The following is a 25676-nucleotide window of genomic DNA, read 5'->3' as shown; positions in this document are numbered from 1 at the left end:
CGAGTGTTATTGCACCTGAACAGAAACAGTCTCTTCTTTTTCTTCAGGTGTAACGAGTGCATAACGCTCCCACGCTCTGCTTTTCCAGCGGAAGAACATAATAATGGCACGCGTCCATTCGTCAATAGCAATCGCTAGCCAAATACCAATGAGCCCCATATCTAAATGGAAGGCGAAAAAGTAACCGAGTGGTAAACTCATTAACACCATAGAGAATGCACCGATTAAAACTGGGTACTTTGCATCACCAGCTGCACGAAGTGAATTGATGATAACGATGTTCATCGTACGTCCCGTTTCAAGTAGTACACTTAGTAAAAGAACTGACGCACCTAATGTAATAATGTGCGGATTATCTGTAAATAGTCCCATTAATTGTGTGCGGAATGTAATAACGAGAGCAACCATACATAAAGTGACTCCAATTGCCCATTTTACACTTTTCCATACACGTTCATACGCTTCATCTTTTTCACCACCGCCAACGAGGCGCCCGATAATAATTGCTGTTCCCATACCGATTGCAATAGCGAATAAATAAGTAAACATAGAGATGTTAGTAGCGTATTGTCTAGCCGCTAATGATTCTGTTCCTAAGTATGTTGCATAGTATAAGAAGACAATTTGGCAAGCTTGATACATAACCTGCTCAAATGCAGATGGAATCCCGATTTTTAAAATTTTTCCGATGTATTCCTTTGATAAGGTGAAGTAATATTGTAATTTCACACGGTATTCCATAACGCGGTACAGTAACCAGAAGAAAACGATAAGTGCGATAAGTCGGCTGACAGCAGAAGAAATGGCAGCCCCTTGTACACCGAGTTCTGGGAAACCGAATTTCCCGAAAATGAGTACGTAGTTTCCAGCGATATGAATTATATTCATTCCAAGTGAAATAAACATCGCTTGCTTTGTGAAGCCATGTACGCGGATAATTGCGGCTAATGAATTAATAATAGCTTGAAGGAAAATAGCTCCTCCGACGATAGATAAATAGCTTTGTGCATACATGAGTACATCGCCTTGTAAGTTCATTGCCATCATCATATGTTTTGAAAATAAAAGAAAACCAGCGCTTATAACGAGTCCGACCACTAAATTTAATGTGACGGCTAAAGCTGATATTTTAGATGCTTCCATAAAACGTTTGGAACCGAGGTATTGAGATACGACGATAGCTGCGCCGTTCCCGATGACTTCTAGTACCAAAATAGCGATATGGAGATATTGATTCGCTGCACCAACCCCAGATACAGCATCGTCTGATAATGCACTTAACATGAAAGTATCAGCGATCCCCATTAACATAAATAGAAAAACTTCTAGAAAAATAGGCCATGTTAATAAGAATAAACTTAGTTTCTCAGTAGGCCCGTTTTTTGCCTGAATTGCTGTCATGTCCGTCCCCTCTTTACCGATATCTATTTTTAGCAAAGTGTATCGTAACATACTTTCTTATCCTTTGCACTCATTTTAACCTACATATCTTTATTATGAAGGGAGCGCTATTTTATGATAAAAAGAGAAGGGTAATTATGCGAAAAGTATTATGAGATATAAATTTTGTTTTTCTCTGATAATTTAGAAAAATATAAAAAATAACTATTTTCAACGCTTTAGTAAGGAAAAATAGCAATATGAAACGTTTACAAAGGTTTATTTTTTAACAGAAAATTTTAATAAAATAGAAATATAAATATACAAAAAATATATTTGTGTGTATAATATGAATTATTAGAACATATATATTTTTCTATTTGTTTGAAAATGAAAGGGCTAACATTTTGTGGAGGGTGGAAATATGAAAAAAAAGATGCCAGTTTTTGTAGTATCAACAGTAGCGATGAGCATGATGTTAGGGGCATGTAGCTACCAAAAAGATGAACCGCAAGCGAACGCAAAAGGGGATAGCGGGAAAAGCGGTGCGAAGCAAGTTATTAATCTAATTGAAACGCAAGAAATTCCAACGATGGATCCAGCGTTATCAGCTGATGCGGTTTCTTCAAGAGTAATGACTAATACGATGGAAGGCTTATACAGTTTAGGAAAAGATGATAAGCTAGTTCCTGGTGTAGCGAAGGAATTCCAAAAGTCAGAAGACGGTAAAAAATATACATTTACATTACGTGAAGACGCAAAATGGTCAAATGGTGAGCCTGTGACGGCGAAAGATTTCGTATACGCATGGCAAAGAGCAATTAACCCAGATACAGCTGCGAAATCAGCGTACATTATGTATGATATAAAAAATGCAGAGAAAATTAATAAAAAAGAGATGAGCCCAGATCAATTAGGCGTAAAAGCGATTGATGATCATACATTAGAAGTGGAATTAGACAATTCAATTCCATACCTTGTAGATTTAATGGTATATCCAATCTTCTATCCTGTGAATGAAAAGTTTGTAAAAGAACAAGGTACGAAGTTTGGTTTGGAAGCGAATACAACACTTTATAACGGACCATTTACATTAAGTGATTGGCAACATGAACGTAGCTTTAAAATGACAAAGAGCGCGTCATATTGGGACAATAAAGAAGTGAAGATTGAGGAAGTAAACTTTAATATTGTTAAAGATACGTCTACACCAATTAATTTATATGAAACAAACGCAGTCGATCGAGCGACGTTATTAGCGGAGTTCATCGATAAATATAAAGGAAAACCAGATTTCCAAACAGTAGAAGATACATCTGTATTCTTCCTTCGTTTAAATCAAAAAGATCCAGCGTTAGCAAATAAAAATATTCGTAAAGCAATTTCACTTGCTTTTGAACGTAAACCGTTCGTTGATACATTATTAAATAACGGTTCTAAGCCAGCGACAGGATTAATTCCTGATAATTTCATTAAAGGGCCGGATAAAAAAGACTTCCGTGCTGTAAATGGAGATATTGTAAAACCAAACGTGAAAGAAGCGAAGAAATATTGGGAAGCTGGTAAAAAAGAGCTTGGCAAAAATGAAATTGAATTAGAGCTATTAAATGAAGATGTTGAATTATCGAAGAAAACAGGTGAATATTTAAAAGGTGAGTTAGAAAAGAATTTACCAGGTTTAACAGTGAAAATTAAACAACAACCATTTGCGCAAAAACTAAAACTAGAAGATGCAGGCGATTTTGTCATGTCATTCTCTGGATGGAGTGCAGACTTCCCAGATCCAGTTACATACCTTGATATGTTTGTGACGGACGGATCGCAAAATAAAATGAAATACTCTAATCCGAAATATGATGAAATTATCATGAAAGCGAAGAAAGATGGAAGTGATGTAAATGCCCGTTGGAAAAACTTACTAGAAGCAGAGAAAATGTTACTTGATGACGCTGCGATTGTTCCAGTATATCAACGTGGTAGAGCATATATACAAAGAGAATCAATTAAAAATATGTACAACCATAAATATGGCGGTGATTTAAGCTTTAAATGGGCGTCAGTAGAGAAATAAGAAAAAAGCAGGTGATTGCCTGCTTTTTTTTAATACGTACGTTTCTTATAAATACCTTTCCCGCCAACTTGGTTCCAGCCGGATTGTACATCCAAACTTTTATTAACAAACTTCATCTTTTCTTTTCCGCCAAAGAGTTTTTCACCAATGCTATTTGTAATGACACCAATCAATGCTGTGATTCCGATGATGAGGGCAGCAACAGTGACAAAATCAATAAAAAAAGCAATCATTTGCAAATTCCCCCTTTGCCTGTCTGTATGTTTATTGTATGAGATAAAAGATAAAAAAGAAAGAAATGTCAGAAAAATAATTGATTTATTTTAGAAATCGTATAGACATGGATGAGGATGTTTGTTAAAATGAGAACAAATGTTCCTTTTAATTCTCACTTGTATAGTCTTACATTTCTTAATTGATTTATGAAGAAAAGGTAAGAAAACGTTCTCTTTTTCATAGAGAAGATTATGGGGAAATAACTGTATATCACATGAAAAATCTATGACAAGCCAGTATTAAGAGGGTTGAAGGTTATTGTTAAATTACAGCTGAAGTGAGTGTGATCATGTTACATAGCAGTGGAATACACGGAAGAGTTTTCTCAATTAGAAGGAAATTTACTGTATATTTCTTGCAAAATCTATTGTATAATGATTATAGAAGTTACTTATTAAAAGTAATTGTTGTTTGCTCAAAGTTGTTGCTTACATGAAATGAGATTTTTTGCACTTTGTTATAAGACAAGGTATCGTAAAAAATTGCTGAATTTAGAAATTTAAACTGTAATTAGTACAGAATTTGTACTCTTTAAGGAGAGTGAGCTTTGTATGGTAACATTATATAGTTCTCCAAGCTGTACGTCTTGTAGAAAGGCGAAATTATGGCTAGAGGAAAATCATATTCCTTATACAGAACGTAATATTTTCTCAGATCCATTAACGATTGAGGAAATTAAAGAGATTTTACGTATGACAGAAAGCGGAACGGATGAGATTATTTCTACTCGTTCGAAAGTTTTCCAAGAATTAAATGTAAACTTAGAGTCTTTACCACTTCAAGATTTATATAAGATGATTCGTGACTATCCAGGGATTTTACGTCGTCCAATTATGATTGACGAGAAGCGCCTTCAAGTAGGTTACAATGAAGACGAAATCCGCCGTTTCTTACCACGTACAGTAAGAACGTTTCAATTACGTGAAGCACAGCGTCTTGTAAATTAATTATAATAATATAAAAACCTTCTACCTATTATATAGTAGAAGGTTTTTTTTAATGTTTCACATTTCGTAATCGAACTTGTTGCACGATAATACCGATGCATAGAACAGTGAAAATGAATAAGAAAGGCATGCTTGTGGTGAAATTTGGATTATTATGAAAGAACGTTGCAAGCCTGTCTTCATGTGTAACCATTTTTCCTGCTGTATAGGCGAGAATCGCTGCTCCGCAATAAATGAGGAATGGAAAGCGTTCCATAAGTATTAAAATAAGTTTGCTGCCCCAAATAATAATCGGGATAGAAATGAGTAAGCCGATTATTACGAGTAAAAATCTTCCGTGAGCTGCACCTGCAATGGCAATAACGTTGTCAAACCCCATAACGAGATCCGCGAATACAATTGTACGCACAGCTTGAAATAAAGTTGTTTTCCCCTGAATAGTAGAAAGATCGTTGCTATTATCAGTTAGTAAATTTACTGCAATTAATGTAAGTAAAACGCCCCCGATAAGTTGTAGAAATGGAATGTCGAGTAAATAGACAGCTAGTATAGTAAGGATAATTCTTAGAACGATTGCTAAAAGAGTACCAATCAAAATGGCTTTATTTCGTTTCGATTCAGGTAAATTTCGGCTAGCTAGTGCGATGACGATTGCGTTGTCACCACCTAATACAACATCGATACCGACAATCATTAGTACAGATGTTAAAAACTCTAAGTCCATTCGTCTGCCTCCATTTATGATGTTTTAATAAGCGAACTGTATGTATGTGGTGAAGAGAGAGACTAAATCACCTTCTCTAATAAAAGTTTCACTTTATTACAGTGTACGGGGGAGGGTGGAAATGTATGTCCAAATTTTTCATGAGTGAGAAATCGCTATAATGATATATTTGCGTAGATGGTCGAATAAAGATAGGCATATAACTATTTTTGTAAAATAAATCGATTTTATTTCCATTCTGGAGAATCTTATCATAAAATGAGAGTACAAGAATCTATTGATTTGTCATATGAGTGGGGAATCCCTTCATAACAATTCTAAGCAGGAAGGGAGAGTTGTATTTTGGATATTGAAAGAATTAATGACCATACGATGAAATTTTTTATTACGTACATTGATATAGAGGATAGAGGGTTTAATCGTGAAGAAATTTGGTATGACCGCGAACGAAGTGAAGAGCTCTTTTGGGAGATGATGGACGAAGCTCGTGATCATGATGATTTCTTTATTGATGGACCGTTATGGATTCAAGTGCAAGCAGTCGATAAAGGGATTGAAGTACTTGTAACGAAAGCAGAGCTTTCAAAGGATGGACAAAAGCTAGAACTACCAATAGGTGTAGATAAAATTATAGACATTCCTCTAGATGAAGGCATTGAATCATTATTCCAGCAAGAATTAGTGGAAGAGGTAGAGGAACAAGCAGGAACAAACTTTAACGAAGATGGTACGTTTGGATTTTTAATTAAATTTAATGATTTTGAAGATGTCATTTCATTAAGCCACCGTCTTATCTTTGAAGATATAAAAGATGAGCTGTATTCATTTGAGAACCGCTATTATGTATATGTGGAATTCGATGAAGTGCTACATGATGAAGAAGAAATTGATCGTATTTTAAGTATTGTTTTAGAATACGGAGAAGAATCAACTTTAACAATTCATCGTGTAAGTGAGTATGGAAAACAAATTGTGAAAGAGCATGCGCTTGAAACAATTCGCAATAATTTTCCTGCTAAAACGTAGGCCGATTTCTGTAGTATGAAATCGGCTTTTTATATGAAGAATAGGAAAGCTTTCTTAGTAAGGAGGTAAGAGATGAAAAATACGTTAAAGTTGATTTTCTTTGTTTTACTATTGTTCGCGTTATTTGTTTCATTACGTATGTTTATTGATGTAGCATTTTATTCGGATGTAATTGGTATAAAAGATGTTTCGATTTTAGGTATTATTAGTATTTTATTTACGGTATCTGCATTTTTAATTGGCTGCGTTATTTTCTTAGAGAACCGTCATCCGTCTAAAACACTTACATGGCTCATTGTGTTAGGTATTTTTCCGGTATTTGGATTCTTCGCTTATTTATTATTTGGACAGAACTTTCGGAGGAAGAGAATGTTCCAAAAGAAGGCGTTGCTCGATGAACAAGCATTTTTACAATATAAAGGGCATGAAGATTACGAAGAACGGATTTTGCGCAATCATAAGCACCAAGAGCTGTTATTTCGTTTAGCGGACCGCTTAGGCGCTTTAAATATTTCATTTCAAACTGAAACGAGAACATTAACAAATGGAGATGAAACGTTTCAGGCTATTTTAGATGGATTAAAACGAGCGAAACACCACATTCATATGGAATATTACATTGTGCGTGATGATAAGCTTGGAACAGAAATTAAAGATATTTTAATACAGAAATCAAAAGAAGGTGTTGTCGTTCGTTTTTTATATGATGCGGTTGGAAGTTTTAGATTATCGAATTCATATATTGAAGAATTGAATGATGCAGGAGTAGAAATGATTCCGTTTTTCCCTGTGCGCTTTCCGATTTTAAACGATAAGATTAATTATCGAAACCACCGGAAAATCGTTATTATTGATGGAAATGAAGGATTTGTCGGTGGATTAAATATTGGTGATGAATATTTAGGGAAGGATAAATATTTCGGTTTTTGGCGAGACACGCATTTATATTTGCGTGGTGAAGCTGTTCAAAGCTTGCAACTTATTTTCCTTCAAGATTGGTTTTATATGACTGGTGAGGCTGTGCTGGCCCCTGAATATTTACAAGCGAAAGCAGTTGAGGGTGATCATTGGGGAGGCGTACAGCTCGTTGCAGGTGGACCGGATAATAAATGGGAAACAATTAAACATTTATATTTTGCCATGATTTCTTCTGCACGGAAATCAATTTGGATTGCGACGCCGTATTTCATTCCAGATGATGATATTTTATCCGCATTAAAGGTAGCTGCACTTGCTGGTATTGATGTCCGTTTGTTAATGCCGAGTAAGCCTGATAAGCGCACCGTCTTTTACGCATCGAGATCGTACTTCCCAGAGCTTTTAGATGCAGGGGTAAAGATATATGAATACGAAAAAGGCTTTCTCCATAGTAAAGTTGTCATTGTCGATTCTGATTTAGCTTCAATTGGGACTGCTAATATGGATATGAGAAGTTTTCATTTGAACTTTGAAGTAAATGCCTTTTTATATGATACAGACAGCATTCGAAAACTTGTTCAAGATTATAAAGAGGATATAGAAGAATCAAGTGAAATTCATGTCGATCGTTTTCATAAAAGGCGTCTTCATAGACGAATTGTTGAATCGACGTATCGATTATTATCACCTTTATTATAAAAAGAGATGTCCGAAATTGGGACATCTCTTTTTTAAAAGGAATTTGTAATAAATTGTAGAATATAAGGAGCTGAAAGGGTGTGATTCCGATGTTTATCGCCAAAAGAGAAAACGGAGAAAAAATTCATCTACTCTATCATCATGATGAAGAGTTTTTACATCGTATGCGTAAAATGGAAAGCTTCTTTTGCATAGCTTGCGGGAAGGAAGTGCAAATGAAATTAGGGAAACAAAAAAGTTGGCATTTTGCTCATAAGAAAATGGACGCGTGTCTTGCCTTTTATGAAGCAGAATCTATGTATCATATGCACGGTAAAGAATTGTTATATAGGTGGTTCAAACGTCAAAACTTTCCTGTGTATATAGAGCACTATCTTCCAGAAATTCAGCAACGACCAGATATTTTCATAGAGAGAGCAGGGAGAACAATTGCGATTGAATACCAATGCGCCAATCTCTCTATAGAGCAGCTGTACAAACGAACCTATTCGTATTGGCGAGCTGGTATACAGGTCATTTGGATCATTGGTGGAAATCAACTGAAAAGGCAATCAGCATATTGGATGAAATTCTCCTCACTTATGGCTTTCTCCTTACAATCTTATCCTCAGCCATTTCTTATTTTCTTCTGTTCGAAACAAAAATCATTTATGAAATGCGCGTTTCTCACTTTATTTTCTACAAGCGTCTCTTTCTCACATATTATCTATTTACCAACTGAAACGACTACTTTTGAAATGCTCTTTTCTCCCGTCTCTTTCCGAAAAGAAACATTAGGTGAGGAATGGAAAAAGCGAAAGAGCTATTTTCGGCAAAATGCTCTGCCGATTTGGAATTACAATCATAAGTCACTATTACGCCTCTTATATCAATGTAAATGTACCCCAGCAAATTTTCCTTCTGAAATCGGTGTGCCACTCCCGTCCTCATTTGCTTTTCAAATAAATCCATTTATATGGCAAGCTTTTCTATATATAAAGTGTGTAGGTGAGCTTACGGTAGGGGATTGTATTTCCCTTCAATATGTATGTAGTTATGTGAAAACGTATACGAAAAGGCGCATGCTCCCGTACTTTTCACGGCATATATGGAAAGTAGCAGTTGCTGAATATATGACATTTTTATGTTATGCAGGTGTATTGCAGAAAGTAGGGACTTATAAGTACCGGAAAAAAAGAGAAGTAGTTATGTTAAAAACAGAAGAGGAAGTTATAAAATATGATGAAATTTGCTTAGCGTATGCCTTATCTTTATTTGAGGCAAAGTACAACATGAGAGAAGGAAAAGGGGATATAATAAAGACTGATCGTGAAGGAATTACATAAGAAGAATCGAATTGTATGTAAGTAGAGATATTTAAAGGAGGGCTTAAAGGATGTCTGAACAAAACACAACAAAAACATTACCAAATCGCAGTGAGATTGAAGAAGCAAACACATGGCGATTAGAAGATATTTTCCAAACAGATGCAGAATGGGAAAAAGAATTCCAAGCTATTAAAGGGCTATTACCGAAGTTAACTGAATTTAAAGGGAAACTTGGTGACTCTGCGGATAATTTGCTTGAGGCATTGCAATATGAAGACGAAATTTCAATGCGATTAGGTAAGCTATATACATATGCACATATGCGTTACGATCAAGATACAACAAACTCTGTGTATCAAGCATTAAATGACCGCGCAACAAATTTATATTCACAAGTATCTAGTAGCACAGCATATATTGTGCCTGAGATTTTATCGATTTCAGAAGATACACTGCAAACATTCTTGACAGAAAATAGAGACTTAAGTGTATATGAACATGCATTAGAAGAAATTACACGTCAACGCCCGCACGTATTATCTGAAGCGGAAGAGGCTCTATTAGCAGAAGCATCTGAAGTAATGAGTGCGTCAAGTAATACATTTGGTATGTTGAATAATGCGGATTTGAAATTCCCATCTATTAAAGGTGAGGATGGAGAAGAAGTGGAAATTACACATGGTCGTTACATTCAGTTTTTAGAAAGTGATGATCGTCGTGTGCGCGAAGATGCATTCAAAGCTGTATATGAAACGTACGGGAAATATAAGAACACATTTGCAAGCACGTTAAGCGGAGCTGTGAAACGTAATAATTTCAATGCGCGTGTTCGTAAATACGATTCTGCACGTCAAGCGGCATTAAGTAATAATAATATTCCTGAAGCGGTGTATGATCAACTTGTTGAATCTGTAAATGATAATTTACACTTGCTACATCGTTACATTGATATTCGTAAGCGTGCACTAGGACTTGATGAGCTTCATATGTATGATTTATATACACCACTTGTACCAGAAGTGAAAATGAACGTGAAGTATGAAGAAGCACAAGGCATGTTATTAAAGTCTTTAAACGTACTTGGTGATGAGTATGTTGACATTTTAAAAGAAGCATATGAAAATCGCTGGGTAGATGTGTATGAGAATAAAGGAAAGCGAAGCGGAGCATATTCATCTGGTGCATATGGAACAAATCCGTATATTTTAATGAACTGGCATGATAATGTAAATAATTTATTTACACTTGCTCATGAGTTCGGTCATTCCGTGCATAGCTACTATACAAGAAAGACGCAGCCGCACGTATACGGTGATTATTCAATCTTCGTTGCGGAAGTAGCATCAACTTGTAATGAAGCACTTCTAAACGATTATTTATTAAAAACGACAGAAGATAAGAAAGAGCGTCTATACTTATTAAATCATTATTTAGAAGGATTCCGTGGTACTGTATTCCGTCAAACGATGTTCGCAGAGTTTGAGCATATTATTCATAAGAAAGTACAAGAAGGACATGCGGTTACGCCAGACATGTTAACGGAGATCTACTATGATTTAAATAAGAAATATTTCGGTGATGCTTTAGTAATCGATGAAGAAATTGGTTTAGAGTGGTCTCGTATTCCGCACTTCTACTACAACTATTACGTATACCAATACGCAACAGGATTTAGTGCAGCAACGGCTTTATCTAAACAAATTTTAGAAGAGGGGCAACCAGCAGTAGAACGTTACATTAATGAGTTCTTAAAAGCAGGAAGCTCAGATTATCCAATTGAAGTGCTGAAAAAAGCTGGAGTAGATATGGCATCTCCAGAACCGGTAAAAGAAGCGCTACAAGTATTTGAAGAGAAATTAAATGAATTAGAAGCATTATTATTTGAAGAGAAGTAATTGTAAAGACGAGGAATTTACCTCGTCTTTTTTTGTTTTAAATATTTTTGTCGATATTTGTCGAAAAAATAAGGTGAATTTCTTTCTTTTTCTAAATTAGAAGGCAGTTTTACAGGTGATTTTTGTAGTTAAAAACCTTTAAATCGTTTTTTATGGTTGAAATAAGAGAGAGCGATGACAATGACTCCAAATAAAAGAGGGAAGGCAATAATTTTAGGGAAAGCTTGTAGTAGAGAGAGGATGTACAAGAAAAAAGAAACGATGACAGCTAGTAAGATAAGTAAAATATACGTTTTTTTCATACAGAACACCTCCAAAATAGCTTTTTTATAGCTTATTCAGAAATGAAAACGTTTAGAATGTGACAAAAGTGTGAAATTCGACAAAAGGGGTTGTCATCTGACGTCGAATCTTGTAATATAATAAGCGTGAACGAATTCACATACAAACATATACCCCTTTGTTTGAACGTGAAAATTTCTCCCATCCCCTTTAATATTTTTATAAGCCGTAAAGAAAAAGACCTGGTGTTTTACACCAGGTCTTTTTCTTTTGCTATCCATTTCCAATAACGCTCACATTTTACGTCAATCATTTGTACTTTTCGTTTCAGTTGTAATTTTTTCAGTTCACGCTCGATCTCTTGCTGCGAGCAGTCATATATAAATGCTACTTCTTTTGAAGATATAAATTGCGTTGCTTCTAGTAACACTTCTAAAGGTGGTAATGGTTCTGATTCGATTTCACATTTTACAAGTTCTTTCAATAATTGTACGTATACGTCGTAGGAATAAGTTCCAGCGATTTTAATACCTTCTTCATCTGAATTTGCATGAAAGAATACGAGAGAAGGTATTTCTGTAATATGCATCTCATTTGTAAATTTTAAGTCACATTGGAAAGCTTTTTTTGCGCTAGCGGAATGTAGGTCTTTTTTAAATTCTTCTACATCAATATCGCTATCTCTTGCACATGCAAGTAATAATTCGCAGTCAGGGTTTGATACATTTTCAAGGAAAATGTATTCTTGGAGTTTTCGCAAAAACTTCGAACCTGCTTTTCGGCCCTGTAACTCCGCAGCCTTAATTGCCATCGAAACTAAATATGGTGTTGACGATGCTTCTTGCATATGTACCTTTCCATCACATGAAAAACCTTGTAAACTTGTTGTCTTTTCCCACACAAATCGAATATTAGCAGGTTTATTCCATTTGTGTGAGGAAGCGTTCGTTCCGTCCACTTTTCCAGTTACGATATGACGAATAGAGAAATATTTCCCGTATTCAAGCCATAGTTTAATAATAAAGGGCTCAATTTCCCAGCAATCTTTACAAAGTGGATCAATAAATAAATATGCTTCTACAGACTTACGCTCACATGCGGAAGGAGATGGCATATTTATATGCGTTGCTTCCTGCTTATCCATTACACTTCACCTGTTTCGTTTGGAGTATTAACCATATGCTGAGCAGTTAACGCTAAACGTTCAAAAACGAACTCTCTTATATGACCGTGCACTCCTGTGTCATCCATTGCTTGCTCCATACATGATAGCCAAGCCTCTGCTCGTTTTGGAGTAATCTCAAACGGAAGATGGCGTGCTCTTAACATAGGATGACCATGTTCTTCAGTGTACAAATTAGGACCACCTAAATATTGCGTTAAAAATTGTTTCTGCTTCCTAGCGGTTTCTGTTAAATCATCCGGGAAGATGGGAGATAGGTCAGGGTGTTTACTGACATAGGAATAAAACGTGTCTACTAATTTTGCAATGCATTGTTCACCGCCAATTGCTTCAAATGGTGTCATCGGTTGCTTGCTCATCCTTTATAAACTCCTTTTTCCATGAAATGTATATCTATTGTAGCAATGGAATGTTCTAGAGGGCAAATAAACAGCCTTCATAACGTTCTTTGCTTATTTTTCAAATGTAAAAGAATCTTTTCCTTTTAAAAAGTGAGATATATCCACTAGTAGAACGTATTCACTAGTGGAATTTTCACTTTAGCGTGCTTTGTTTTGTTTGGCAAGGAAAAAGCGTTTTACTTTATTATTTGTATGACGGATTGGTATGTCGTGCTGTTTTAATAAATGAATAAATGCAGCTTTTCCTGTTTCTTCATCTTGCACTTCAAATTCAATTTCATAATCATCGTGATTGTAATAGAAACTATGATCAAAGACAAGCGTTCCGCCTTCAAATAGTGTTTCGGCTCTTTCAGTTGTTAAACTACCCATATAAGTTAAAGTGGAAACAGGAATTTGTAATTTGTGTAGTTGATCCATTACAGCCCCTGGAATGATTACGTTTGTTTCCATCATCATTCTTGCTTCGTCTTCTGTTACGACTTGATGCGTTTCTAACAAGCCGATTTCTGCAGGTTGTTTCAATGTTAATGTATAAGTTTCTCCTTTATGACGAATACGAAGTGCAGAGCCAGCTTCTTTTAACGACAAGCCCGGTGTTTCAAAGTAGTGATTCACCTGTTTCGTAAATACCTCAATAGAGAATGATTTACATAATGTATCGAATTCTTCTTCTGTAACAATATTTTTAAATTCAATTTCAATTTCTTGTGTCATTGTATGCGCGCTCCTTTTAAAAAATAATTCTTTACACATTATCGCTTTTTCATAAATTTGGTTCAATGTTTTATTTGTTTGCGTCCATGTTATGATACAATAATACTGTTAAGTAAGACAGGAAGTTGAGATGGAGGAGTTAGAGCATGCAAAATAAAATTCAAGTTAAGAGCGTAGAAAAGAGAGAGAATGCGCTTGTTTTTTGTGCGGAAAATAATGAAATAGAGGTAAAGGAGTTAAGTGCGCGTAATCACGTACTTGTAGACTCAGACAATTTATCATTTTTATATATTTTAGAAAACGAATCATCTTTCATTTATGTAAGTATTCCGCACACATGCTGGGAAGCAATGCATGAAGCGATGAATAACGATATAGTAATGTTCGTTCGTGTGAATGACGTTGAAATGGAATTAGAAAATTTAAAAGAAGAAGTAGAATATTTAGTTGAAAATATTGAAGGTAATGCAAATTACGGAGAAGAACTAGTAACTGCTGTAGAAAAAGTATTTCTATAAGCAAATGGATTGATTTTGGTGGTGGTTGAAATGAATCGAAATTGGGAAGAATTTTTAGCACCTTACCATCAAGCGGTGGCAGAGCTGAAAGTGAAACTAAAAGGAATGCGTACTCAATTTGCAATGTTAACAGAGCATTCTCCAATTGAGTTTGTAACAGGAAGGGTAAAGTCGGTTGCTAGTATTATTGATAAAGCGGAGAAGAGAAATGTACCGCTAGATCGGCTGAGAGAAGATATGCAAGACATCGCGGGCCTTCGAATGATGTGTCAATTTGTTGATGAGATTAAGCCTGTTGTAGAATATCTTCGAAAACGAAATGACTTTGAAATCGTGGAAGAACGTGATTATGTCACGCAAAAGAAAGATAGCGGCTATCGCTCTTATCACGTTGTCATTAGTTACCCCGTTCAAACGATTCAAGGAGAAAAAAAAGTATTGGTAGAAATCCAAATACGCACGTTAGCAATGAATTTTTGGGCAACAATTGAGCATTCTTTAAATTATAAATATAGTGGGCGTTTTCCTGAAGATATTAAAATACGCTTGCAACGCGCAGCGGAAGCGGCGTTTTTATTAGATGAAGAAATGTCTTCTATTCGTCTTGAGATTCAAGAAGCGCAGAAAGCTTTTTCAAGAAAACAAGAAACGAAAGATTCCGAATCATAAACTAAAGGGTGTTGGGCGATGAAATTTACAATTATGTCAAAGGGAGATCAATCATCAGATACACTGGCAAGCACGATGAAAGAATACTTGCTAGATTTTGGATTTATAATGGATGAAAAGGAACCCGATATTGTAATTTCTGTTGGGGGAGATGGAACGCTTTTATATGCATTTCATCGTTATTATAATCGATTGGATGAAACAGCATTTGTTGGTGTACATACAGGGCATTTAGGTTTCTATGCAGATTGGTTACCGACAGAAGTAGAGAAATTAGTAATTGCAATTGCTAAAACACCATTCCAAGTGGTGGAATATCCGCTTTTAGAAGTGATTATTCGCTATGTGAATGGGAGTAAAGAGTCACAGTATTTGGCGATGAATGAAGCAACTGTTAAAAGTGCGGAAGGTACATTAGTAACAGAAGTGGAAATACGCGGAGAGTACTTTGAAACGTTCCGCGGGGATGGCCTTTGTATTTCTACTCCTTCGGGAAGTACTGCGTATAATAAGGCGCTTGGCGGAGCTATTATTCACCCTTCTATTGAAGCGATTCAAATTGCAGAAATGGCATCTATTAATAACCGTGTGTTTCGTACTGTAGGCTCGCCACTCGTATTGCCGAAGCATCATACATGTGTGTTGAAGCCGGCTGCAGGAATGAACTTACAAATTACGGTGGACCATTTAACGATGGTTCATCAAGATGTGAAATCAATCCAGTATCGCGTTGCAAACGAGAAAGTACGATTTGTTCGTTTCCGTCCGTTCCCGTTTTGGAAACGAGTTCGTGACTCGTTTGTTGCAGATAAATAGAAAGGGTTTATATATTTGAACAGATTTACATTGAAATGGGATATAGAATTGGCTGAAGAGGGAACTTTAGTTAGAGAATTTTTAAAAACAAAAGGGATTTCTAAAGCCGCCTTAACGGATATAAAATTTCGCGGCGGAGCTATTGAAGTAAATAATCAACATGCCAGTGTTCGTCATCAGTTGCAAGCTGGTGAAGAATTACGTGTCTTTTTTCCAGTGGAAGAAAGAAGTGAAGGGATGATTAAAGAAGATATCCCTTTATGTATTGTATATGAAGATGATGCGGTTCTTGTCATAAACAAAGAGGCGAACATGTCAACGATTCCGTCTAGAGAACATCCGGCAGGTAGTGTTGCGAATGCGCTCTTATCTCATTATGATAAGCAGCATCTTGCAAGTACGGTGCATATCGTAACAAGATTAGATCGTGATACTTCAGGGCTTATGCTTATTGCAAAAAATCGTTTCGTGCATCATCTTTTATCGAAACAGCATCAACAAAAAGCTGTGAAAAGAACATATGAAGCAATTGTTCACGGTGAGATGATAGAACGAGAAGGAACGATTGATGCACCGATTGGACGAAAATCGGATAGCATTATTGAGCGAACCGTTTGTGAAAATGGGCAAAGAGCAGTTACTCATTTTAGAGTGATGGATAGCGCCAATCATAAGACGCATGTATCACTTGAGCTTGAGACCGGAAGAACGCATCAAATTCGTGTACATATGGCTCATATAGGGCACCCGTTACTTGGTGATGATTTATATGGAGGACGAAGAGATGTGATAAAACGTCAAGCACTTCATAGTACATCTTTGACGTTTTATCATCCTATTTTAGAGAAGGAAATGTCTTTCACTACAACGATTCCAAGCGATATGGAAGAGGTATTAAGGCATACTTAAAAAGGGAACAAAATTCTTATGTAACGAAGAATTTTGTTCCCTTTTTTCTTAGCGGAATAATATTAAAATTTGATTTTTACCCGTGCGCTTTATAACGAAAAAGCCACTTTCGGATTTTGTAGCAATGCCATCGTTATTTGGACGACAATATCCATGCGTTTCGCAAGTGCCGTCATCGCGTACTAACATTTGTCCAATTAATCCGACAGGAAGCCACTCGGTACGATCTTTTCTTGATATATATTTGCAAGTTGGATCCCATTCTGTATTTAAAAGAGGTTGTATGTCTTGCGATTCCGTACGTACATATTGGCGTTTTCCAAAGTTATCTGTTTTATAGCGTTTTTGCCAACTTAAAGCACCGCTATTTCCTATAAGGGCGGGGGTTGCACTAGATATTCCTAAAATGAATGAATCGTTTGAAGTAGCGATCCGAATTTTTTCTTCGCTACTAAATGTAACGAAATAACCTACATCAATAAAATTATTGTCTGTTGTTTCAAACATTTGTGCAAAATCAGTTCCACTTGCATTGTAAGAAGCGCCATCAATATACATTTCCCCATTATGAGCAAGCCACTTTGCACCGATATTATGATCGGTTTCATTTGTGCCGTTTGCAATAAACCAAGAATAAGATTCTTCTGCTGTGCCGAAGCGCCCCATAATATGGCTACCTGCAAAATGAGCTGTTGATGTATGATTACCTTCCGCATGAGAAGAGAATCCGTTAGCGATAGTCGCGGTTCCTTCTGCATGTGCTGCTTCGCCTAAAGCGATTGTATGTTTACCTTCCGCATGAGAATAAGGGCCACCTGCTGTCGTTTCACTTCCTTCACTATGGGAACTATGTCCAGTTGCTTTCGTTTTTGATCCTTCCGCATGAGAGAAAGAAGCTTTTGCGTGTGTAAGAAGTCCTTCTGCATGTGAAGCTGTACCCTCTGCATTAGAGTGAAGCCCCTCTGCATGTGCATATCGTCCCCCTTTTTTTACTTTTGTATTTTCAGGTGTAGGAGTTTGAATTATGATCGTTTTTTCTGTTTGTATATCATTGGATGGTGCTAATGCTTCTCTTATTTTTTTCACTTGATTTATAATAGCAGCTGGAATTTCTGATTCTGCTTTTTTATTTATTGCTACAGGGATGTCTTCTTCTGTATTTTTCTCTGTTTGCTCAGAAGGCACAATCTGTTCAGTGTGAGTAGAGAGAGGTTTATTTTTTTGCTGCATCTTTGTTTTTCTATTATCAATTATGCGGCTCATTACAGCATTTTCTAAAGAGACATATTTTGGTTTAGTTTTGTTTTTGGGGGGAGCCCCTTGTCCGTCCGGTTCTTCTAAAGCTGCAGCTCGAATGCTGCACCAGTTGTTAATTCCGTACATGGGCAGATAAAAAGGCGGGCATTTTCTTTTTTGTTTAGAAGATTTTTTCTTCATTCTGTCACCTCCTGCGACAGTATATGCCGTGTAATTAAAAAAAGATGCACTTTATTGCATCTTTTTTTAATTACTTTACCCAGTTTTTATAGGAGAGCCGCCTAAATGATACGGTAATCCTCGTAATTTGTGAATGGTATCTAAATAAGGGTAGTTATGAAATTGGGCGAAATTTCTCAGGGACAAAAGACAGGGAAGAAGGGACGGAAACGGTCTCCATCTCAGGATAACGTAGTCCGGTTAGTTTGCCACCAAATACAGCGCCAGTGTCAATATTGACTGTATGGTTTACAAAGCGAGGTTCTTTTACGGGTGTATGTCCATATACAATCCAAGCTGTTCCTTTATACTCCTTCGCCCAGTCGCGACGGACAGGAGAGCCGTCAGCATGTTTTTCCCCTGTAATATCGCCATATAATACAAAGGTTTGTACTTTTTTATCTTGTCTTCCTATGTAATCTTGCCGAATTCCAGCGTGACATACAATTAACCTTTTCTCATCGAGTACGTGATATAAAGGGGATTGCTCATAAAGTGTGATGAATTTTTCTTTTATAATGTTTTGTTTATGAGAAGGCAGTGCTTCATATTCGGCAACAGTTGTTTCGAGTCCATGAGAAATTGTTACATTACGCCCAAGGAAAAATCGGTATAGTTTATTACAGTGATTTCCCGGAGCGTAATAAGCTACTTTTTTATTTATGACAAGTTCCCATACAATTTCAATCATACGTAATGAATGAGGGCCGCGATCTGTAATATCACCAACAAAAGCAAGCTTACGTTGGTCAGGGTGAAACGGCAGGTCACTATTCCAGTTGTATCCGAGTTTCGTCGTTAAATCTTGAAACTCTTGAAAGCATCCATGAATATCCCCTATAATGTCATATTTCATATTTAAACCTCCATCATATTTTTTATTAGTATATCTAAAAAAGGATAGAGATAAAAATATATCGTTTCTATGTTTCAGTTAAACATAAAGATTTTTGTTCTGGAGCGAACGTTTAAAACAAATCCAATCGCTATCATGTATGTGAGTAAGGAACTTCCTCCGTAGCTCATAAGGGGTAATGTAATTCCTGTAATAGGTAGTAATCCGATGGTCATCCCGATATTTTGAAATACTTGAAAGGTAAACATTCCGATTGTACCAGCACAGATGTAACTACCGAAAGGATCATTACTTTCTAAAGCGATATGAATCATGCGGAAAATAAGTAGGAAAAAAAGTGAAATAATGACACTTGCACCTAAAAAGCCGAATTGCTCAGCGACATTGGTGAAAATAAAATCTGTATGTGGTTCTGGAAAGTATACTTGTCCATTTTCCCAACCTTTTCCTTGCATTTCTCCTGATCCAGTAGCTAAGAAAGCTTGCCTTAATTGATAGCCTTGCGCATCATATTTGTATGGAGCTAACCAGCCGTAGAAACGATTTAGTTGATATTCTTGTAAAATGTGTGCTTTAAAGAATTTTGTATGAGTGAAAAAAATATACGTTAATGTAACGCCAGCTGCAAAAATACTGGAAACTAATCCGAAAATAAATCGCCAACGTATACCAGAAACTAGTATCATTGCTGCGAGCATAGCTGAAATTACCATTGTGTTTCCTAAATCAGGTTCCTTTGCAATAAGTAGTAGGGGTGGCAAACTTGTTGCACATATTTTTCCGAGTAATAAAAAATCGCAGTGTATTGTTCGGAAAAAATATTTCTCATTGTGATTTGCTATAATTCGTCCGGTGACGATAATTAAAAACAATTTCATAATTTCAGAAGGCTGGAAATTTCCGATGCCTGGAAGCCTGTACCAAGCGGTCGCACCTTTTATTGTAACGGCACCTGGTACTTGAAGTTCTAGTCCAATTAGTAGTACCAATGCAAAGCTATATAAATACCAAGCAATTTTTTGATAACGATCGAAATCGATAATCATAATAAAACCGATGGCTATAAATCCAATGAAGTACCATTGGATTTGCTTTAATACAAAATTTACGCTTTGCAAAAATGGTGGTAAAGAGGCTTGTGCACTTGCAATTGCAAAGCAACTAACAGTCCCAATGGCAAATAAGATGAATAGTAATACGTAGTCTATTTGATATTGAGAATTTGGATCTTTCAATGTATGTATTCCTTTCTATCGCCTAGTAAGTATATGGATCATGTCATGATAAAAATAATATACAAGCAGACTATGCATACATTTATTCCACTATTTGTGGGAAGTCATACATCACGAGGAAGGAATAGCTCCTCCCTTGTGATGGACTATATTGCACGGAGCTCTTTTGTAATGATATTTAAACAATAAGAAAGTCGTGCATGTGTATTTTTATCTGGAATGAGGTTTGGAAATAAATCGTAAAATTTGACCGCATTTTTATACCATCCGTAAGCTCTTATCAAACCTTTTTTATAATATTTGGCGTCTTGTAAGAAACCATACTTTTTCGAGGTTAAAACGAGCTGAGAAAAATCTTCACAGCCCTCAAGGAATTTGTGACGTACTTGCTGTCCAGTATGAAGACGGAATGAACTTAAGGGCTCAGTTATATACATCGCATCACCTTTTGAAAGTAAACTTATCCAAGAGGCCATATCAACACTACAACCATATTTTCTGCCATTTAAAGTGCCGAAAGGTTCCGTTAATAGGCTTTTTCTAAAGAGTACGATTGTAGGCTCACCGATAATATTTTGTCCTGCCATAAGCATACGGTTTCCAAAATCTTTCCCATTTAGTAGAGTATCTTCATCATATAATTTTTTCATGGAGGGATGTTGTTCAATTATATCTCCATTATCATCAATCCAAGTGCGATAGGATGTGATAAGTGCGAGATCTTTATTTAGGTCTTGTTGGAAATGAGACATCATTTTTTCGATTTTATTATTATAAAATATATCATCGTCCATTAAGAAATTTATGTACTCTCCATTTGATTTTTCTAAGAGCATAAGGGCGTTATGAAATTGTCCTAGAGTAGAGGCATTTCGCATGTACGTTATATGTTTATGCTTATGTAAATAATGTCTGTATATTAATTTTTCTGTTTCATTATTTGTGCTATCGTCTCCTACAATAATTTCAATATTTGAATACGTTTGCGCTAGTGCACTTTCTAGAGCGATTTTAAAATAATATGGTCGATTATAGGTGGGAATAAGGATGGAAACAAGGGGTGGATTTTTTATATTATTCATATACAACTACCTTTCAGAAATTTTTTGTGTAAGAATAATATCTTGATAACTTGTGTGTTCAGTTCTACTACACCATGAACCATAATGGGGGGGAGTCTGTACTTCTAGCCCATACTTATTTAATAGGGTACGAATATCTTCCTCAGGATAGGCAACTGCGAAATTAGGGATATCTTTATTTAGAACATAACAATTGTCAATTTGATGATAAAAACCTAACGTACTTAGTCCTGCATTTAAGTAATAGGAAGATTCAGGGTTAATTAAAAAGAAAGTAATAAAACATCTCCCATCTGTTTTCAGAACTCGTGAGATCTCACGTATGTAATGTTCTAATTCTTTCGGAAGGAGATGGGTAAAGACAGAGGTTAAAAAAATAAAATCGAATGATTCATCTTCATAGGGAAATTTGTATTGGGAGGCATCTTCTTTTCCTGCAGGATTGTAAAATTGATTATATATATCGACATGTTCAAAATGAAAATTGTTACGGCGTGTTGAAATGTTATTTTTGCACCATGTAATTCCCTCATTGAATAAGTCAAATCCATAATAATTACCTTCATCGCTTAAATAGTTCATTAATGGAACCGCCATTCGGCCAATGCCGCAGCCTACATCTAACACTGTTTCATTTGATTTTAAGTTGCCAATTTCAATAAAATACTGCATAAATTCTTTTCCAACTTCTTCAAAGTCACCACCTACATATTGAACGAGTTCTGGGGGGGGGATTAATGTGATTTTTTTCTCATTTTCGTTCATACATTCACTCCGTCCTTGTAGTAAAGTAGAGGATTTCTATTGTCTATATAAGTTAATCATTCATAGTGAGGGGAACTTTACATGATTAATAAGTAGTGTGATAGAACCCCTCACAAGAATAAATTGTATTCTATTCTTTTCGCCAATAAATACCGAAATCATCAATTTTAGTAATAGGAGCTTTTAAATTTCTTTCATTTCTGAAATCTGTTACAGCTTCTGCACATGTTACTAATCCGTAGTCATCAATAATAATAAAGCCACCTGTTGAAACTTTGTCGTATAAGTTTACAAGACTATCCATCGTTGATTCATACATATCACCATCGAGGCGAGCAATTGCAATTTTTTCTATCGGTGCTGAAGGCAATGTATCTTTAAACCAACCCTTTAAAAATTTCACCTGGTCATTTAATAAATCGTATTTTCTAAAGTTTTCTTGCACTGTTTCTAAAGAAACTCGTAAGTAATCGAATGTGTGCAAATAATCACCGTAATCTTTCGGATATTGTTCTAAGTTTGGTGCGGGCAGACCTTCAAACGAATCGGCAACCCACACAGTACGATCCTTAATGTTGTTTGCTTGTAAAAAACCATTCATAAAAATGCATGATCCTCCGCGCCATACACCGGTTTCAATAAAATCCCCTTCTATATTTTCTCGGACAACAGTTTCCATAGCCTCCTGTAATTGATTCATACGTTTTCGGCCAACCATACTGTGTGCAGCTCTTGGCCAATCCTTGCCACCTTCACGTTCATTGTTTGAAATGTTAGGATTAACGATTTTTAAATTGTGATTTTCTACGTACTGCTTAAGAAATAAAGGAAGTGGAACCGTAACTGGTTCATATGATAACTCTTTAGATATATGTAACGAAGCAGGTAAGTATGGTTCGTATTCTAACCATATTTCAAATAAAATTGTTTTCTTTAATAACTCAAGATAAAGCTGGACAGCCGATTTATTTTCCATATAAGTGCCTCCCACGGAATGTCATACAACATTATGACTATGTAGAAAAGAAGGATTTAATGATTGAATTTACCAATGAAAAAGCAGTAAAACTGATACCAGTTTTACTGCTAAATAAAAAATTAAGCGATTTTTTCAATAATAATGGATGCACTCGTACCAAGAGCTAATGATAATCCAAGCCCTGTAACAATTACTTCAACTAATGATGGAGTTGTTGTAATTTGTGTAATCGCTTGAATAACGATAGGTGCTCCAAGTGAGATTAAACTTGATCCAGTACCTGGTACAGGTATTCCGTTCACTTGAATTGTAAGACCTCCTAATAGACTTACTGTTGCAGTATTAGCGATAACAGTAATTTTATAGAATCCAGTTTCACTAATTACGAAAGTATCGTCATCTAATTGAGAAATTGCTGTACCAAATTGAGATCCAACGGTATTAAATGGTAATGGATCATTAATTCCTAGATCTAAAGAAATCCCACCGGAGTTAAATGCATACAATCCTGCTGGAAGTCCTAGTCCGGATGGCCCAGTTGGCCCAGTCGGTCCAGTCAGTCCGGTAGCACCAGTTGGCCCAGTTGGCCCAGTTGGTCCAGTAGCACCAGTATCTCCAGTTGGCCCAGTCGGTCCAGTAGCACCAGTGTCTCCAGTTGGCCCGGTTGGTCCAGTAGCACCAGTATCTCCAGTTGGCCCGGTCGGTCCAGTAGCACCAGTGTCTCCAGTTGGCCCAGTCGGTCCAGTAGCACCAGTGTCTCCAGTTGGTCCAGTCGGTCCAGTCGGTCCAGTCGGTCCAGTCGGTCCAGTTGGTCCAGTTGGTCCAGTTGGTACAGTTGGCCCAGTCGGCCCAGTCGGTCCAGTCGGCCCAGTTGGTCCGGTAGGAAGGGTAAACGGTGGTATCGGTGGTAATGTTGGTCCTACAAGATTAGGGTCAAATGCACTAGCTGATAAAGATTCATCGGGATTTAATCCATCTGAATAATTATTATTTGACATAAATTCACCTCCATAAAGCGTTCATTATATAGTAGATGCAAAACCGGAAGAAAATGACACGGACATTTGAATTATTGAAAAGAAATCTTAAACAGCTTGAATAATTTAAAAAAATGGAAAGTTTAGCATGTGTATAACATATGATTGATTTGGAAGAGGGTGATTATGTTGAACAAGCAAGGAATTACAATTAGTTTATGCATGATTGTTCGAGATGAGGAAGAGACGATAGCCCGTTGTTTGGAAACAGTAGAAAAAATTGTTGATGAAATTATTATAGTTGATACAGGTTCCATTGATCGAACGAAAGAAATTGTAGCTCAATATACCTCTAACATATATGACTTTCCATGGATGGATGATTTTGCGGCAGCGAGAAATTTTTCTTTTTCAAAAGCGACGCAAGAATATATATTATGGCTAGATGCAGATGACATATTATTAGAAGATGCACAAGAAGCATTGAAAACCTTAAAAAGAGAGCTAGATCCTAAAATTGATGCAGTTTCGATGCCTTATCATCTTGCAATGGATTCTAACGGGAAACCTTTATATTGTACAAAAAGAAATCGACTTGTAAAGCGTGAAAAACAATTTCAATGGTTTGGAAAGGTTCATGAGTATTTAGCTATTTCTGGTGAGACTTTTAATAGTAATGTTGCTATTACACATAAAAAAGAAAAAAAGGTAACAAATCGTAATTTGAAAATTTTTCAAAATGCCGTAGCTGCAGGAGAAGAATTAAGTGCGAGAGATTTATTTTATTACGCAAATGAATCTATGGATAACCAAAAATATGATGATGCAGTTCTTCTTTATGAAACATTTCTTGATCAAGACGAAGGATGGTATGAAGAGAAAATTTATGCATGCGGTAAGTTAGGAGATTGCTATGCGAAGCTTGGATTATGGGAAAAGGCAATTGAATCTTGTGTGAAATCGTTTCGGTATGATGTTCCTAGAGGAGAGAATTGTACAAGAATAGGATATATATATATGGAACACCAAAAATATAATGAAGCAATATTTTGGTTTAAACTTGCAACGGAAGTACCAATGGCGACAGAGAGTCCTTTTCACAGTCCAGCTAGCTACACATGGCTTCCATATTTACAAATGTGCATTTGTTATAGCAAGTTAGGAGAGCAAGAGAAAGCTTATTATTACAATGAATTAGCAGCTTCTTATGTTCCGAATAATGCTGCAATTGAATATAACCGTAAATATTTTCGGGATGTTTTTGATAAACAATATAAAGAGTAATAGATTTCGTGTTTTTAGAAATGGTTTATCGTTATTCTAACTCTCATAGATTGGTTATATATTAGAGTATCAGTCATGTAACCAATACAGGTAACATCTTTTAGCTTGCTATTTGTGAGCAGTAAGAACTCCATCAAAAAATTAGGTTGGAGCAAAGTAGTTAGGTAGGGATCTCCGCTGCTCGTAAACGTTCGATTGGTAAAAGTTAATAATCAGTGGGGGAACAAAACAATCACTGATGAAAGTTCCACTTTATAGAATTTATATGAGATTTATATTTCAAA

The 25676-nt window shown here is 36.1% G+C and carries 25 protein-coding genes; 11 read left to right on the top strand and 14 right to left on the bottom strand.

The window, feature by feature from the left end:
* Window positions 1–6: 6 nt before the first annotated feature.
* Window positions 7–1452 carry an MATE family efflux transporter gene (locus QCI46_RS21660; protein ID WP_242250969.1) on the bottom strand — a complete coding sequence of 482 codons (1446 nt, stop codon included), beginning with the start codon at window positions 1450–1452 and terminating at the stop codon, window positions 7–9.
* A gap of 352 nt (window positions 1453–1804) precedes the next feature.
* Between QCI46_RS21660 and QCI46_RS21655 the strand changes: the two genes are divergently transcribed.
* The gene (locus QCI46_RS21655) at window positions 1805–3451 is read left to right on the top strand and encodes a peptide ABC transporter substrate-binding protein (RefSeq protein ID WP_353841351.1); all 1647 of its coding nucleotides are present in this window, start codon (window positions 1805–1807) and stop codon (window positions 3449–3451) included.
* 29 nt (window positions 3452–3480) lie between these two features.
* Here QCI46_RS21655 and QCI46_RS21650 read toward each other — a convergent pair whose 3' ends face one another.
* A complete protein-coding gene (locus QCI46_RS21650) occupies window positions 3481–3684 on the bottom strand; it encodes a hypothetical protein (protein WP_000559978.1) in 204 nt (67 codons plus the stop codon).
* Window positions 3685–4278: 594 nt separating this feature from the next.
* On the opposite strand from QCI46_RS21650, the gene spx reads away from it, so the two are divergent.
* Window positions 4279–4674, top strand: coding sequence for a transcriptional regulator Spx (gene spx, locus QCI46_RS21645; RefSeq protein ID WP_000258267.1), 396 nt, complete (start codon window positions 4279–4281; stop codon window positions 4672–4674).
* A 49-nt stretch (window positions 4675–4723) separates the two neighbouring features.
* On the opposite strand, the gene QCI46_RS21640 is transcribed toward spx, so the two are convergent.
* Window positions 4724–5398 carry a TerC family protein gene (locus QCI46_RS21640; RefSeq protein WP_098088899.1) on the bottom strand — a complete coding sequence of 225 codons (675 nt, stop codon included), beginning with the start codon at window positions 5396–5398 and terminating at the stop codon, window positions 4724–4726.
* 342 nt (window positions 5399–5740) lie between these two features.
* Here QCI46_RS21640 and mecA point away from each other — a divergent pair, with 342 nt between their 5' ends.
* The 4 genes from mecA to pepF all read left to right on the top strand — a co-directional run bounded on the left by mecA (window position 5741) and on the right by pepF (window position 11243).
* The gene (mecA, locus tag QCI46_RS21635; protein ID WP_000350711.1) at window positions 5741–6424 is read left to right on the top strand and encodes an adaptor protein MecA; all 684 of its coding nucleotides are present in this window, start codon (window positions 5741–5743) and stop codon (window positions 6422–6424) included.
* Window positions 6425–6496: 72 nt separating this feature from the next.
* Entirely contained in the window at window positions 6497–8041 is a 1545-nt protein-coding gene (locus QCI46_RS21630) for a cardiolipin synthase (protein WP_000799209.1), read from the top strand.
* 80 nt (window positions 8042–8121) lie between these two features.
* Window positions 8122–9366, top strand: a complete 1245-nt coding sequence (locus QCI46_RS21625; protein ID WP_353841350.1) for a competence protein CoiA — start codon at window positions 8122–8124, stop codon at window positions 9364–9366.
* 50 nt (window positions 9367–9416) lie between these two features.
* Window positions 9417–11243, top strand: coding sequence for an oligoendopeptidase F (gene pepF / locus QCI46_RS21620; protein ID WP_353841349.1), 1827 nt, complete (start codon window positions 9417–9419; stop codon window positions 11241–11243).
* A gap of 128 nt (window positions 11244–11371) precedes the next feature.
* On the opposite strand, the gene QCI46_RS21615 is transcribed toward pepF, so the two are convergent.
* The 4 genes from QCI46_RS21615 to QCI46_RS21600 all read right to left on the bottom strand — a co-directional run bounded on the left by QCI46_RS21615 (window position 11372) and on the right by QCI46_RS21600 (window position 13826).
* The gene (locus QCI46_RS21615; RefSeq protein WP_046957017.1) at window positions 11372–11545 is read right to left on the bottom strand and encodes a hypothetical protein; all 174 of its coding nucleotides are present in this window, start codon (window positions 11543–11545) and stop codon (window positions 11372–11374) included.
* Window positions 11546–11775: 230 nt separating this feature from the next.
* Window positions 11776–12669, bottom strand: a complete 894-nt coding sequence (locus QCI46_RS21610) for a ClpXP adapter SpxH family protein (RefSeq protein ID WP_353841348.1) — start codon at window positions 12667–12669, stop codon at window positions 11776–11778.
* Complete coding sequence (locus tag QCI46_RS21605) at window positions 12669–13067, bottom strand: globin domain-containing protein (protein ID WP_327957982.1); 399 nt, start codon at window positions 13065–13067, stop codon at window positions 12669–12671. Before QCI46_RS21605 ends, QCI46_RS21610 begins: the two co-directional genes overlap by 1 nt.
* Window positions 13068–13247: 180 nt before the next feature.
* Window positions 13248–13826 carry a CYTH domain-containing protein gene (locus QCI46_RS21600; protein WP_353841347.1) on the bottom strand — a complete coding sequence of 193 codons (579 nt, stop codon included), beginning with the start codon at window positions 13824–13826 and terminating at the stop codon, window positions 13248–13250.
* A 146-nt stretch (window positions 13827–13972) separates the two neighbouring features.
* Here QCI46_RS21600 and QCI46_RS21595 point away from each other — a divergent pair, with 146 nt between their 5' ends.
* From QCI46_RS21595 to QCI46_RS21580, 4 genes are read left to right on the top strand one after another with little or no spacing between them, the layout of a single operon-like run.
* Window positions 13973–14344 carry a UPF0738 family protein gene (locus tag QCI46_RS21595; protein ID WP_353841346.1) on the top strand — a complete coding sequence of 124 codons (372 nt, stop codon included), beginning with the start codon at window positions 13973–13975 and terminating at the stop codon, window positions 14342–14344.
* 30 nt (window positions 14345–14374) lie between these two features.
* Complete coding sequence (gene yjbM / locus QCI46_RS21590) at window positions 14375–15013, top strand: GTP diphosphokinase (protein ID WP_001081480.1); 639 nt, start codon at window positions 14375–14377, stop codon at window positions 15011–15013.
* A gap of 18 nt (window positions 15014–15031) precedes the next feature.
* The gene (locus tag QCI46_RS21585) at window positions 15032–15829 is read left to right on the top strand and encodes an NAD kinase (protein ID WP_000673190.1); all 798 of its coding nucleotides are present in this window, start codon (window positions 15032–15034) and stop codon (window positions 15827–15829) included.
* A 15-nt stretch (window positions 15830–15844) separates the two neighbouring features.
* The gene (locus tag QCI46_RS21580) at window positions 15845–16738 is read left to right on the top strand and encodes an RluA family pseudouridine synthase (protein WP_353841345.1); all 894 of its coding nucleotides are present in this window, start codon (window positions 15845–15847) and stop codon (window positions 16736–16738) included.
* Between the two features lie 48 nt (window positions 16739–16786).
* On the opposite strand, the gene QCI46_RS21575 is transcribed toward QCI46_RS21580, so the two are convergent.
* The 7 genes from QCI46_RS21575 to QCI46_RS21545 form a co-directional block, all read right to left on the bottom strand.
* Window positions 16787–18175, bottom strand: coding sequence for a peptidase G2 autoproteolytic cleavage domain-containing protein (locus QCI46_RS21575; RefSeq protein WP_353841344.1), 1389 nt, complete (start codon window positions 18173–18175; stop codon window positions 16787–16789).
* Between the two features lie 154 nt (window positions 18176–18329).
* Entirely contained in the window at window positions 18330–19070 is a 741-nt protein-coding gene (gene prpE / locus QCI46_RS21570) for a bis(5'-nucleosyl)-tetraphosphatase PrpE (protein WP_353841343.1), read from the bottom strand.
* Window positions 19071–19144: 74 nt separating this feature from the next.
* Window positions 19145–20305, bottom strand: a complete 1161-nt coding sequence (locus tag QCI46_RS21565) for an FtsW/RodA/SpoVE family cell cycle protein (RefSeq protein WP_327957988.1) — start codon at window positions 20303–20305, stop codon at window positions 19145–19147.
* Window positions 20306–20451: 146 nt separating this feature from the next.
* A complete protein-coding gene (locus tag QCI46_RS21560) occupies window positions 20452–21387 on the bottom strand; it encodes a glycosyltransferase family 2 protein (RefSeq protein ID WP_353841342.1) in 936 nt (311 codons plus the stop codon).
* A gap of 6 nt (window positions 21388–21393) precedes the next feature.
* On the bottom strand, window positions 21394–22152 hold the full coding sequence (locus tag QCI46_RS21555; protein WP_353841341.1) for a class I SAM-dependent methyltransferase: 759 nt from the start codon (window positions 22150–22152) through the stop codon (window positions 21394–21396).
* Window positions 22153–22282: 130 nt separating this feature from the next.
* The gene (locus QCI46_RS21550) at window positions 22283–23128 is read right to left on the bottom strand and encodes a TylF/MycF family methyltransferase (protein ID WP_353841340.1); all 846 of its coding nucleotides are present in this window, start codon (window positions 23126–23128) and stop codon (window positions 22283–22285) included.
* A gap of 122 nt (window positions 23129–23250) precedes the next feature.
* The gene (locus QCI46_RS21545; protein ID WP_353841339.1) at window positions 23251–24129 is read right to left on the bottom strand and encodes a BclA C-terminal domain-containing protein; all 879 of its coding nucleotides are present in this window, start codon (window positions 24127–24129) and stop codon (window positions 23251–23253) included.
* A 165-nt stretch (window positions 24130–24294) separates the two neighbouring features.
* Between QCI46_RS21545 and QCI46_RS21540 the strand changes: the two genes are divergently transcribed.
* A complete protein-coding gene (locus QCI46_RS21540; RefSeq protein ID WP_098129973.1) occupies window positions 24295–25392 on the top strand; it encodes a glycosyltransferase in 1098 nt (365 codons plus the stop codon).
* The last annotated feature ends 284 nt before the right edge of the window (window positions 25393–25676 follow it).

Origin of the sequence: Bacillus cereus group sp. RP32, from assembly GCF_040459735.1 — a bacterium.
In the GTDB taxonomy this organism is placed as follows: domain Bacteria; phylum Bacillota; class Bacilli; order Bacillales; family Bacillaceae_G; genus Bacillus_A; species Bacillus_A wiedmannii.
The sequence above is the reverse complement of the archived record's forward strand: the minus strand, read 5'-3'. Positions and strand labels throughout refer to the sequence as shown.

Bases quoted from the DNA above. Each gene is read 5' to 3' on its own strand.
- QCI46_RS21540 (WP_098129973.1), top strand. From the start codon at position 24,295: ATGTTGAACAAGCAAGGAATTACAATTAGTTTATGCATGATTGTTCGA.
- QCI46_RS21585 (WP_000673190.1), top strand. From the start codon at position 15,032: ATGAAATTTACAATTATGTCAAAGGGAGATCAATCATCAGATACACTG.
- QCI46_RS21550 (WP_353841340.1), bottom strand. From the start codon at position 23,128: ATGGAAAATAAATCGGCTGTCCAGCTTTATCTTGAGTTATTAAAGAAA.
- QCI46_RS21600 (WP_353841347.1), bottom strand. From the start codon at position 13,826: ATGACACAAGAAATTGAAATTGAATTTAAAAATATTGTTACAGAAGAA.
- QCI46_RS21595 (WP_353841346.1), top strand. From the start codon at position 13,973: ATGCAAAATAAAATTCAAGTTAAGAGCGTAGAAAAGAGAGAGAATGCG.
- QCI46_RS21615 (WP_046957017.1), bottom strand. From the start codon at position 11,545: ATGAAAAAAACGTATATTTTACTTATCTTACTAGCTGTCATCGTTTCT.
- QCI46_RS21560 (WP_353841342.1), bottom strand. From the start codon at position 21,387: ATGAATAATATAAAAAATCCACCCCTTGTTTCCATCCTTATTCCCACC.
- QCI46_RS21655 (WP_353841351.1), top strand. From the start codon at position 1,805: ATGAAAAAAAAGATGCCAGTTTTTGTAGTATCAACAGTAGCGATGAGC.
- yjbM (WP_001081480.1), top strand. From the start codon at position 14,375: ATGAATCGAAATTGGGAAGAATTTTTAGCACCTTACCATCAAGCGGTG.
- QCI46_RS21575 (WP_353841344.1), bottom strand. From the start codon at position 18,175: ATGAAGAAAAAATCTTCTAAACAAAAAAGAAAATGCCCGCCTTTTTAT.
- QCI46_RS21605 (WP_327957982.1), bottom strand. From the start codon at position 13,067: ATGAGCAAGCAACCGATGACACCATTTGAAGCAATTGGCGGTGAACAA.
- QCI46_RS21660 (WP_242250969.1), bottom strand. From the start codon at position 1,452: ATGTTACGATACACTTTGCTAAAAATAGATATCGGTAAAGAGGGGACG.
- QCI46_RS21640 (WP_098088899.1), bottom strand. From the start codon at position 5,398: ATGGACTTAGAGTTTTTAACATCTGTACTAATGATTGTCGGTATCGAT.
- QCI46_RS21545 (WP_353841339.1), bottom strand. From the start codon at position 24,129: ATGTCAAATAATAATTATTCAGATGGATTAAATCCCGATGAATCTTTA.
- spx (WP_000258267.1), top strand. From the start codon at position 4,279: ATGGTAACATTATATAGTTCTCCAAGCTGTACGTCTTGTAGAAAGGCG.
- pepF (WP_353841349.1), top strand. From the start codon at position 9,417: ATGTCTGAACAAAACACAACAAAAACATTACCAAATCGCAGTGAGATT.
- prpE (WP_353841343.1), bottom strand. From the start codon at position 19,070: ATGAAATATGACATTATAGGGGATATTCATGGATGCTTTCAAGAGTTT.
- QCI46_RS21610 (WP_353841348.1), bottom strand. From the start codon at position 12,669: ATGGATAAGCAGGAAGCAACGCATATAAATATGCCATCTCCTTCCGCA.
- QCI46_RS21630 (WP_000799209.1), top strand. From the start codon at position 6,497: ATGAAAAATACGTTAAAGTTGATTTTCTTTGTTTTACTATTGTTCGCG.
- QCI46_RS21650 (WP_000559978.1), bottom strand. From the start codon at position 3,684: ATGATTGCTTTTTTTATTGATTTTGTCACTGTTGCTGCCCTCATCATC.
- QCI46_RS21555 (WP_353841341.1), bottom strand. From the start codon at position 22,152: ATGAACGAAAATGAGAAAAAAATCACATTAATCCCCCCCCCAGAACTC.